Consider the following 281-nt stretch of genomic DNA (forward strand, 5'->3'; position numbering starts at 1 on the left):
TGAAGCCTGGTAATGTCCTACTTTCACATAGCAAATGCTACACTATCATCGGCGCTGTTTCGTTTCACTACTGAGTTCGGCATGGAATCAGGTGGGTCCAAAACGCTATTGTCACCAAGCAAATTTGGGCGTTAATTCGTATCGCTACGCATTAACTGAATTTGGAAAATATCTGATAATATTTTTTAAGTCTTTCTAAGTAATTTCTACTTTAGTCATATTAACTTCTGTCAAACTGTCGCATAAAACGCGTTTGGCGTTGTATGGTTAAGCCTCACGGG

General features: G+C 39.5%; 1 rRNA gene. It reads right to left on the minus strand.

From position 1 onward, the window contains the following. Positions 1–4: 4 nt before the first annotated feature. Positions 5–119, minus strand: a 5S ribosomal RNA gene (gene rrf, locus H5118_RS20460). Between the last annotated feature and the right edge of the window lie 162 nt (positions 120–281).

It is taken from the genome of Pseudoalteromonas sp. SR41-1 (assembly GCF_014164015.1).
GTDB lineage: Bacteria > Pseudomonadota > Gammaproteobacteria > Enterobacterales > Alteromonadaceae > Pseudoalteromonas > Pseudoalteromonas distincta.